Source organism: Duganella vulcania, assembly GCF_009857655.1.
Classification (GTDB): Bacteria; Pseudomonadota; Gammaproteobacteria; order Burkholderiales; family Burkholderiaceae_D; genus Rugamonas; species Rugamonas vulcania.
On sequence record NZ_WWCX01000145.1, the window covers coordinates 1 to 9,668 of the forward strand.

The 9,668-nt window shown below is 66.8% G+C and carries 12 protein-coding genes and 2 pseudogenes; 8 read left to right on the forward strand and 6 right to left on the reverse strand.

The features are described from left to right. The 3 genes and pseudogenes from GTP90_RS33330 to GTP90_RS37185 all read left to right on the forward strand — a co-directional run. A pseudogene (locus GTP90_RS33330) lies at positions 1-231 on the forward strand (hypothetical protein); the annotation flags it as partial. A 9-nt stretch (positions 232-240) separates the two neighbouring features. Beyond that, positions 241-648, forward strand: coding sequence for a hypothetical protein (locus GTP90_RS33335; RefSeq protein WP_254452163.1), 408 nt, complete (start codon positions 241-243; stop codon positions 646-648). Beyond that, on the forward strand, positions 642-803 hold the full coding sequence (locus tag GTP90_RS37185) for a hypothetical protein (protein ID WP_254452164.1): 162 nt from the start codon (positions 642-644) through the stop codon (positions 801-803). Before GTP90_RS33335 ends, GTP90_RS37185 begins: the two co-directional genes overlap by 7 nt. Positions 804-826: 23 nt before the next feature. Here GTP90_RS37185 and GTP90_RS33340 read toward each other — a convergent pair whose 3' ends face one another. Continuing rightward, on the reverse strand, positions 827-1,720 hold the full coding sequence (locus GTP90_RS33340) for a LysR family transcriptional regulator (protein WP_161087544.1): 894 nt from the start codon (positions 1,718-1,720) through the stop codon (positions 827-829). A gap of 89 nt (positions 1,721-1,809) precedes the next feature. Between GTP90_RS33340 and GTP90_RS33345 the strand changes: the two genes are divergently transcribed. The 3 genes from GTP90_RS33345 to GTP90_RS33355 are packed head-to-tail and all read left to right on the forward strand — an operon-like array spanning position 1,810 to position 4,207. Next, on the forward strand, positions 1,810-2,799 hold the full coding sequence (locus GTP90_RS33345) for a zinc-binding dehydrogenase (RefSeq protein ID WP_161087545.1): 990 nt from the start codon (positions 1,810-1,812) through the stop codon (positions 2,797-2,799). Positions 2,800-2,852: 53 nt separating this feature from the next. Continuing rightward, entirely contained in the window at positions 2,853-3,179 is a 327-nt protein-coding gene (locus GTP90_RS33350) for an ArsR/SmtB family transcription factor (protein ID WP_161087546.1), read from the forward strand. Further along, positions 3,176-4,207, forward strand: a complete 1,032-nt coding sequence (locus GTP90_RS33355) for a cation diffusion facilitator family transporter (protein WP_161087547.1) — start codon at positions 3,176-3,178, stop codon at positions 4,205-4,207. Before GTP90_RS33350 ends, GTP90_RS33355 begins: the two co-directional genes overlap by 4 nt. A gap of 42 nt (positions 4,208-4,249) precedes the next feature. Here GTP90_RS33355 and GTP90_RS37670 read toward each other — a convergent pair whose 3' ends face one another. The 4 genes from GTP90_RS37670 to tcdA form a co-directional block, all read right to left on the reverse strand. Further along, the gene (locus GTP90_RS37670; RefSeq protein WP_161087548.1) at positions 4,250-4,348 is read right to left on the reverse strand and encodes a DUF4431 domain-containing protein; all 99 of its coding nucleotides are present in this window, start codon (positions 4,346-4,348) and stop codon (positions 4,250-4,252) included. A gap of 45 nt (positions 4,349-4,393) precedes the next feature. Beyond that, positions 4,394-5,326 carry a cysteine synthase A gene (cysK, locus tag GTP90_RS33365; RefSeq protein ID WP_161087549.1) on the reverse strand — a complete coding sequence of 311 codons (933 nt, stop codon included), beginning with the start codon at positions 5,324-5,326 and terminating at the stop codon, positions 4,394-4,396. Positions 5,327-5,378: 52 nt separating this feature from the next. Then, positions 5,379-5,849: an FKBP-type peptidyl-prolyl cis-trans isomerase gene (locus GTP90_RS33370; RefSeq protein ID WP_161087552.1), complete on the reverse strand. Its 471-nt coding sequence runs from the start codon at positions 5,847-5,849 to the stop codon at positions 5,379-5,381. Between the two features lie 118 nt (positions 5,850-5,967). Beyond that, positions 5,968-6,810, reverse strand: coding sequence for a tRNA cyclic N6-threonylcarbamoyladenosine(37) synthase TcdA (gene tcdA, locus GTP90_RS33375; protein WP_161087550.1), 843 nt, complete (start codon positions 6,808-6,810; stop codon positions 5,968-5,970). A gap of 71 nt (positions 6,811-6,881) precedes the next feature. Between tcdA and pdxH the strand changes: the two genes are divergently transcribed. Both pdxH and GTP90_RS33385 read left to right on the forward strand, forming a co-directional pair. Beyond that, complete coding sequence (gene pdxH, locus GTP90_RS33380) at positions 6,882-8,117, forward strand: pyridoxamine 5'-phosphate oxidase (protein ID WP_161087551.1); 1,236 nt, start codon at positions 6,882-6,884, stop codon at positions 8,115-8,117. Between the two features lie 74 nt (positions 8,118-8,191). Next, positions 8,192-9,526 carry a class I SAM-dependent methyltransferase gene (locus tag GTP90_RS33385; protein ID WP_371875165.1) on the forward strand — a complete coding sequence of 445 codons (1,335 nt, stop codon included), beginning with the start codon at positions 8,192-8,194 and terminating at the stop codon, positions 9,524-9,526. A 42-nt stretch (positions 9,527-9,568) separates the two neighbouring features. Here GTP90_RS33385 and GTP90_RS33390 read toward each other — a convergent pair. Further along, positions 9,569-9,668 (reverse strand): annotated as a pseudogene (locus tag GTP90_RS33390) (M48 family metalloprotease); the annotation flags it as partial.

Below are 9,668 nucleotides of genomic sequence, written 5' to 3' on the forward strand. Positions count from 1 at the left end.
GCCACGCAGGCGGCGGCCATCACGCCGCGCGAGCTGCGGCTGCTGGGCGCGGCCGCCGGTGTCGCACTCCTCAGCGCGCTGCTGGTGCTCGGCGGCCAGGCGGCCTTCTCCAAGCCGGGGCTGACGGCGGAGCAAAGCGCCGCGCTGGCCAACGCCGACAAACTGAACAAGGCGATCCAGAAGCTGGACCCGAAGGTCCGCGAACAACTCCAGGCCGAACTACAGAAATAAGGACGATGCATGCACTTTGAAGTACCCAAAGCCAAGACCCTGAAGGAGTTCGGCGGCGAATATGTGATGATCGTGATCAGTATCGCCACCGCGCTGGCGCTGGAGCATGGCGTGCAGACGCTGCACCACCGCCATCTGGCGCACGAGGCCGCCGTCAAGATCGACGCCGAGATCCAGACCAATGTCCACGAGCTCGACGAAGCGCTGAACCACAACAACGAGCAGCAGAAAAAAATCATGGCGGCGCGCGAGCAGCTGCTGGCCGGCATCAAGGCCAAGGTCGATGGCCAAGTCCTGATCAAGCAGCTGCTGGAGCAGCACAAGCTGGGGCTCAGCATCATGTCGCCGTCGTTGCGGCGCGAGGCGTGGGAAGTGGCGGTCGCCAACCAGGGTTCCTCGATGGCGCGGGCATGCTGAACACGATCAGCGACATCAACATGGGCCAGGGCGACCCCAAGGCCATCTACCGCATGCTGTCGCAAATGATCAGCGCCTACTCCAGCACCGACGGCAACCTGCAGGAACTGCGCAACAACCTGGCCAAGTCCGCCAAGGACGCGCCGCATTCGTAAGCCGCGATAACGCCGGACAGCCGCTAGGCCAGGCCTGCCAGCAGATGCTCCCACAGCCGGCTGGCGACCGGGCCGTGGGCGGTGTCGCGGCGGCGCGCGATCACCAGCTCCAGCTCGCTCTCGCGGAAATGATCGCCGGCCAGCGACAGCAGCCGCCCCTGCGCCAGGTCCTCGTCCACCAGATAGCCGGGCATGTGGCCCCAGCCCATGCCTTGCAGGATCACCTCGCGCTTCATGAACTGGTCGGCCACGGTGCAGCGGCGCGCGCCGTCCACCACGAAGTAGTCGCGCGGCGGGCTGTCGCGCGCGCTGTCGCGGATGATGCATTGCACGTAGGGCCGCATCATCTCGGGCGTGAGGCCGGCGTGCAGCGGGAAGTCCAGGAAGCCGGGCGCGACCACCGGCACCAGCCGCACGCGCCGCCACGGCCGCGCCTCGAAGCGCATATCGGCCTGTTCGAGATGGTGGACGATCAGGTCGGCCTCGCCGTTGTGCAGCCGCTCCCACGGTCCGGACAGGGCTTCGAAATGCAGGTCCAGCCGGGTGCCGGGACACTGGGCGAAGAAGCGCCGCAGCAGGCCCAGCGTGGCCGGCAGCGGGCACAGGTCGCCGATCACCACGGCCAGTTTCACTTCCTCGCCCTGCGCGATCTGGCGGGCCTGCATGGCCATCTGGCCGGCGCTGTCGAGCAGTTGCCGCGCTTGCTCGACGAAGGCCTGGCCGGCGGCCGAGACGGCGACGCGATAGCCGCTGCGGTCCAGCAGCGCCAGCCCCAGCTGGCGCTCCAGGCTGGCGACGGCGGCAAACACGCTGGGATGCGAACGATGCAGCCGCACGGCGGCCTTCTGGAAGCTGCCCAGCTCGGCCACCGCCAGGAAGCACGCCAGTTCATGCAGGGTGAAGCCGACAGTGTTCATAAATCCTACAGAGATTGATTGAATTACTCAATTTTATCCGAATGTGTTTGTCACTACAGTGGTGTCTCCATCATTTACAGGAGCATCCCATGCGTGCCATACACATCACCCGATTCGGCGGTCCGGAACAGTTGCAACTGGTTGAACTGCCGATACCGGTACCGGCCAGCGGCCAGGTCCTCATCCGCGTCAAGGCGTTCGGCCTCAACCGCGCGGAGAGTTATATGCGCCGGGGCCTGTGGGGCGAGGTGGCCCAGGTGACGGGCATCGAATGCGTCGGCGAGGTGGCCGAGGCGCCCGGCACCGGCCTGCTGCCGGGGCAGGCGGTGGCCGCCATCATGGGCGGCATGGGCCGCAGCATCAACGGCAGCTACGCCGAGTATGTGTGCGTGCCGGCCGCCAATGTGGTGCCGCTGCGCTCCACGCTGCCGTGGGCCGAACTGGCCGCGATACCGGAATCGTACGCGACCGCCTGGGCCTGCCTGCACGACAACCTCGCGCTGCGTCCCGGCCAGACGCTGCTGGTGCGCGGCGCCAGCTCCGCGCTGGGCCAGGCGGCCAGCAATATAGCGGCGCACCTGGGCGCGCAGGTGATCGCCACCACGCGCCGCCCGGTGGAGCTTGCCGGTGTACTGACCAGGAACGGCGCGCGCCACATTGTCGAGGAGCGGCCCACCCTGGGCGGCGTGGTGCGCGGCATCGCGCCCGGCGGTGTCGACGCGGTGCTGGACCTGATCGGCAACACCACCCTGCTCGACTCCCTGGCCTGCGCGGCGCGGGCGGGCGGCCGGGTGTGCCAGGCCGGCTTCCTCGGCGGGCTGGAGCCGCTGGCCAATTTCCTGCCGCTGCAGCAGTTGCCGCCCGGCGTGCAGCTGAGCTTTTTCGGCAGCTTCGCCTTCGGCACGCCGGGGTACGAGCTGGACCGGCTGCCGTGGCAAGAGATCGTCGAGCGGGTCGAGCAAGGCCGGTACCACGCCCGCCCGGCGCGGGTGTTCGACTTCGACGACATCGTCAACGCCCACGCCTGGCTCGACGCCGGGGCCGGGCTGGGCAAGGCCGTGGTGCGGATCGCGCCATAGCCCGGTCCGCGAATCCATGCTAACATGTGAACACCTATTCACTTGTTAGCATTATGAGCTGCCAACACGACTATTCCGACTGCGATCCCGCGATCGCCCAGCTGGCCGACCTGTTCCATCTGCTGGGCGACCCGACGCGCCTGCGCATCGTACTGGCCTGCGTGACGGCGCCGATCGCCGTCAGCGACATCGCCTCCTCGCTGGAGCTGAGCAGTTCGCTGGTCAGCCACCACTTGCGTTTGCTGCGCGCGGCGCGCATTGTGAAGTCTGAGCGCCAGGGCAAGCAAGTGTTCTATTCCGCCGCAGACGCCCACATCAGCGGCGTACTCAACGATATGCTCGAACATATCGCCGAACCTTCCAACGGACCTGAAGCATGAGCAAGCACCACGACCATCACGATCACGACCACGATCATCACGGCCATGATCACGACCACGACCACGCGCCGGCCAAGGCCAAAGCCAAGTCGTGCGGCCACGACCACGGGCATGACCACGGCCACGGCGGCCACCACCATCACCACGGCGATCCGAACACCATGGGCCGCGCGTTCGCGGTGGCCATCGTGCTCAACACAGCGTTCGTGGCGATCGAATTCTTCTACGGTTTCCTGGCCAACTCCACCGCGCTGATGGCTGACGCCGGCCACAACCTGTCGGACGTGCTGGGCCTGATGCTGGCCTGGGGCGCTGCGATACTGGCCAAGCGCGTGCCAAACGGCCGCTATACCTACGGCCTGCGCAGCACCTCGATGCTGGCCGCGCTGTTCAACTCCATGCTGCTGATGGCGGCCTGCGGCGCGATTGCCTGGGAAGCGGTGCAGCAGCTGGTGCATCCCGAACCCGTGGCCGGCCTGACCGTCTCGGTGGTGGCCGGCGTGGGCATCCTGGTCAACGGCTTCTCGGCGTGGCTGTTCATGTCCGGCAGCAAGGACGACATCAACGTGCGCGGCGCCTACCTGCACATGGCGGCCGACGCCGCCATCTCGCTGGGCGTGCTGGTGGCCGGCGTGATCGTGCGCTACACCGGCTGGAACTGGCTGGACCCGCTGGTCAGCGCGGTCATCGTCGCCATCATCGTCTACAGCACCTGGTCGCTGCTCAAGCAAGCGATGCGCATGATGCTGGCCGCCGTGCCGGACAACCTGGACCACGCCGAAGTCGAACAATTCCTGCGCGCCCAGCCCGGCGTGACCGACGTGCACGACGTCCACATCTGGTCGATGAGCACCACCGAGAACGCGCTGACCGCGCAGCTGGTGACGCCGGCCGGCCATCCGGGCGACGCCGCGATGGACGCCATCAGCATGCAGCTCAAGGAACAGTTCTCGATCGACCACAGCACGCTGCAGGTGCGCCTGGGCACCACCGCGCACGAGTGCAGCCTGCAGGAGCAGCCGCACTAGGCCATGCACGCAGGGCGCCTCGGCGCTCCGGACCGCTTTCGATTATTTCCTGGCTATTTGTGGAGCGGTATCAATCGATATCAGGACATTGGTGTGGTGATGTCCGGTGATGGCGTGGAAAAGCTTTCCCTTGACGGCCACCGGCTGCGGAAAGTCTACGCATCTCTATCCCAAAGCAAAGCAGTTTCAATCCGCCAGATTGGCGTACAACGGCGTGCTCAGGTAGCGCTCGCCGAAGGACGGGATGATCGTCACGATGATCTTGTCCGCGTTCTCCGGCCGCCGCGCCACCTGCAGCGCGGCCCACAGCGCGGCGCCGGAGGAGATCCCCACCAGCAGCCCCTCCTGGCTGGCCGCCAGCCGCGCGGTCGCGAACGCATCGTCGTTCTTCACGCCGATGATCTCGTCGTACACCTTGGTGTTGAGCACGCCCGGAACGAAGCCCGCGCCTATGCCCTGGATTGGATGCGGCCCCTTGATGCCCTTGGCCAGCATCGGCGACGCCTCCGGCTCCACCGCGATGCAGCGGAATTCCGGCTTGCGCGCCTTGATCACCTCGCCCACGCCGGTGATGGTGCCGCCGGTGCCGACGCCGGCCACCAGCAGGTCGACCCGGCCGTCGGTGTCGGCCCAGATCTCCTCGGCCGTGGTGCGGCGGTGCACGTCGGGATTGGCGGGGTTGTTGAACTGCTGCGGCATCAGGTAGCGCGGATCGCTGGCGGCCAGTTCCTCGGCCTTGCGGATCGCGCCCAGCATGCCCTCGGCGCCCGGCGTGAGCACCAGCTCGGCGCCGTAGGCGCGCAGCAGCATGCGCCGTTCGCGGCTCATGGTGTCGGGCATGACCAAGGTGCAGCGGTAGCCGCGCGCGGCGCACACCATCGCCAGCGCGATGCCGGTGTTGCCGCTGGTCGGTTCAAGGATGACGGTGTCGGGTCGGATCTGGCCGGCCGCCTCGGCCGCTTCGATCATGGACAGGCCGATGCGGTCTTTCACGCTGTGGGCCGGGTTGCAGTACTCCAGCTTGACCAGCACCTGGGCGGTGCTGCCTTTGTTCAAGCGGTTCAGGCGCACCAGCGGGGTGCGGCCTATCAGTTCGGTGACGTCGTTGGCAATCTTCATGAAGAACCTCCGAGGTGGGACGGAGGTTCCAGTCTACGCTTGTTTGCGTCGATTATTTCACGTCGACCAGCTCGACGTCGAAGATCAGCGCGGAATTCGGCGGAATGCCGCTGCCCGGCGACGGACGTGAGCCGTAAGCGAGCTCCGACGGAATAATCAGCGTGCGCTTGCCGCCCACCTTCATGCCCTGGATACCCTGGTCCCAGCCCTTGATGACGCGGCCGGCGCCCAGCACGAAGTCCAGCGGCTCGCCGCGCGGAATCGACGAGTCGAACAGCTTGCCGTGCATATTCTTGGCCAGCGGACGATACAGCCAGCCCGAGTAGTGCATGTAGACGGTGGCGCCGGTGGTCGCTTCCTTGCCGGTGCCGATCTTGGTGTCGGTGACGATCAGCTGTTCGGCGGCCGGGCCGGGCGTGGCCGAACCCACCACCAGCGGTGGTGGCGGCGGCACATCCGCCGGAGCCACCGGCGCGGCCGGGGCCTGCGCCTGGGCCGCGGAGGCCGCCAGCGCGCACAACATTGCTACGAGTACGGAACTACGGATCATGTTTTTTTCTTTCGATCAGGTCTGTGGAGAGCACGGTCCCCGTGCCAGCGCGCACCATGATAGCAAAACCGCCCCGCGCGCTGGATAAAATCTAAATCGTTTCGGCTGGCGCCACCGGCGGTTGCGCATCGTCGGCCAGGTGGCGCAGCACGCGGCTGGCCGCCACCATGCCGAAGCTGGCCGTGACCACCATCGCCGAACCGAAGCCGGCGCAATTGAGGCCGGTCACGCCGCCGGCGCCCGGCTCGCCGTCCACCGCGCACACCTCGGCCGTCTCCGGCAGGCGCAGCCGCTCCATCGAGAACACCGCGTCGACGTGGAACTTGGTCTTCTCGCCGCGCGGGTAGCCGTACTGGCTGCGCAGCACCTTGCGCACTTTTTTCAGCAGCGGTTCCTGCTCGGTGCGGGCCAGGTCGCGCACGGCGATCTGGGTGGGGTCGGTCTGGCCGCCGGCGCTGCCGATGATGATCAAGGGCATGGCGTGCTGGCGGCACCAGGCGATCATGGCCGCCTTGGCCGCCACGCTGTCGATGGCGTCGACCACGAAATCGAACCGGCCGCCGCCCAGCATCTGCTCCAGGTTGTCCGGGCTGACGAAGTCCTCGACCTGCTCGACCACGCAGAACGGGTTGATCTGGGCGATGCGCTCGGCCAGCGCGGTGATCTTGGCCTGGCCGACGGTGCCGCTCAGGGCCTGGATCTGGCGGTTGATGTTGGACTCGGCGACGTTATCCAGATCAATAAGCGTGAGCCGGCCGATGGCGCTGCGGGCCAGCGCCTCGACGATCCACGAGCCGACGCCGCCGACGCCGACCACGCACACGTGGGCGGCCCGGAAGCGCGCCAGCGCGCGTTCGCCATAGAGGCGGCCGATGCCGCCGAAGCGGCGCTCGAAGTCGACATCGTCGAATGGGGTGGGTGCAAGGGAGTTCATCCCGACATTTTAACGGACGCCACGGCAAAAATTATTTTAGAATGACTTTCCCCCTAGCCCGAGCGACCGCCATGAGTCTTCCCCTGTTCGACACCGCCCCCGATTTCAGCCAGCCGCTGGCCGTGCTTAAACATTGCCACGAGCGCATCCGCAAGCAGTTGCAGACGCTGCAAAAGCTGCTGGCCCACCTGCCCCAGCACGGCGCCGACGACGACGCCCGCAAGGCCGCCCAGGCGGTGCAGAAATATTTCAACATGGCGGCACCGCTGCACCACGAGGACGAGGAGCAGAACCTGATGCCGATGCTGCAGGCCACCGCGCGCGACGCCGACGCCGTGCTGCTGGCCGGGCTGGTGCCCGGCATCCTGGCCGACCACCAGCAAATGGAACGGGACTGGCATATAATTAACGCACAACTTGATAAAATTACAAATGGGCAAGGCAGCGAGCTGTCGGCCGACGATGTCCAGCGCTTCAGCGCGGTCTACGCCACCCACATGACGATCGAGGAAGGCGATATCGCGCCGATGGCCAAGCGCCTGTTCAGCCCCGAGCAGATGGCGCAATTGGGCAGCGCGATGCAGGCGCGGCGCGGCATCGCCCCCGGCCTGCCGCAAAGCCAGGTGCCGGAGCGCAAGCAGGTGGCGGTGTCCGACACGGTGGCCGACGGCGTGGTGCTGGCGGACCTGCGCCTCGATTACGGCCGCGCCAGTTTGACGGAACACGATGTGCTGGACGATCCGATCGCCCAGTTCGGCAAATGGTTCGAGGAAGCGCTGCGCGCCAAGGTCAACGAGCCGAACGCGATGAGCGTGGCCACGGTGGACGCGCAGGGCAAGCCCACATCGCGCATCGTGCTGATCAAGCAGTACGACGCGCGCGGCTTCACCTGGTACACCAACTACGGCAGCCAGAAGGGCCGGCAACTGGGCGACAATCCGCACGCCGCGCTGTTATTCTTCTGGAGCGAGTTGGAACGCCAGGTGCGCATCGAGGGCACGGTGGTCAAGACGTCCGCCGAGGAAAGCGACACATATTTTTACAGCCGGCCGGTGAAGAGCCAGATCGCCGCGATCGCTTCGCAACAGAGCGCGCGCATCGCCAACCGGGAGCAGCTGGAAGCCAATTACGATGCGGCGGCCGCCGCCAGCGGCGAGCATCCGGTGCGGCCGGAACACTGGGGCGGCTATCGCCTCGATCCGGTGCGCATCGAGTTCTGGCAGGGGCGCCGTTCGCGCTTCCACGACCGGATCGTGTATCTGAAACAGGCAGATGGTAGCTGGGTGAAGGAGCGCCTGCAGCCGTAAGCGGAGCGCCACGAGGCACACACCAGACCATCGCATGCGGTGGTTTTTTTTTTTGTGGACTCGGAGGTGTGATCGTGTTTGTACAAAACCGTCTCAGCAGCTGGATCGACGGCATCCGCCGGCAAATCGCCCTGCCCCTGCGCATCGAACTGTGGAACGGCCAGCATGTGGACTTTTCCAGCGAGGCGCCGCGCGTGACGATACGGCTGCCCAATGTGTCGGCCGCGCGCTACCTGCTCACGCCGTCGCTGTCCAACCTGGGCGCGGCCTATGTCGAGGGCGCGATCGAGGTCAAGGGCCGCGCGCACGACATGATCGCCGTGGTCAACGCGCTGGCGCGCACCACGCTCAAGGCCGAGGGCAAGTTCGCCCGCGTCGTGCGCGGCATCGCCCACAGCAAGCGCCAGGACGCCGAGGCGATCCGCTACCACTACGATGTCTCCAACGAGTTCTACCAGCAGTTCCTCGATCCGGCCATGGTGTATTCCTGCGCCTACTTCGAGCACGGCGACGAGGACCTGGCCACCGCGCAGGTCAAGAAGATCGACCACATCCTGCGCAAGATCGAGCTCAAGCCGAACCAGACGCTGCTCGACATCGGCTGCGGCTGGGGCGCGCTGGTGATCCGCGCGGCGCAGCAGTACCGCGCGCGCTGCGTCGGCGTCACCTTGTCGGAGAACCAGTTCGCGCTGGCCAAGGAGCGCGTGCGCCAGGCCGGGCTGGAGCACCTGGTCGAGATCCGCCTGCAGGACTACCGCGACGTGCGCGGCCAGTTCGACCGCATCACCAGCGTCGGCATGTTCGAGCACGTGGGCGTCAAGCACCTGCCGGAATATTTCGCCACCATCCACAAGCTGCTGGCGCCGGACGGCGTGGTGATGAACCACGGCATCACCACCACCGACCCGGACAACGGCGAGACGCCGTACGGCGGCGGCGAGTTCATCGACAAGTACGTGTTCCCGCAGGGCGAGCTGGCGCACATCGGCCACGTGCTCAAGGCCATGCAGCAAGGGAAGCTGGAGGTCAGCGACGTGGAAAACCTGCGCCGCCACTACGCCCGCACCTGCGCCATCTGGACCGACAATTTCGAGGCGCACACCGAGCGCGTGCGCACGCTGGCCGGCGACAAGCGCTACCGCATCTGGCACGTCTACCTGGCCGGCTGCTGCTACGCCTTCGAGCAGGACTGGATCAGCCTGTACCAGGTGGTCGGCCGCAAGGCGGGCCAGCGCAGCGCGGCGCTGCCGTGGTCGCGCCAGCACATGTATCCGGCCAGCGCCAGCCACGCCGGCGCGCACTACGCGCTCACGGATGACGGCCTGCCCGCGTTCTCGCTGCTTCAGGAAGACGGCGGCGCGCGCATGGCGTCGGCGCCGCCGTCGATCAACGCCTTCAACGCCACATAGACCTGGCGCAGCGCCTGTTCCAGCCGCCCGGCCGCCAGCTGGCACGGCTTCCACCTCGTCGCGGTTCATGTTCGCCAGCAGGCCGGTCGAGACCGCCACCAGCGCCGAATTCTTGAAGGCGCCGGTGGCGAAGGCGTTCGGC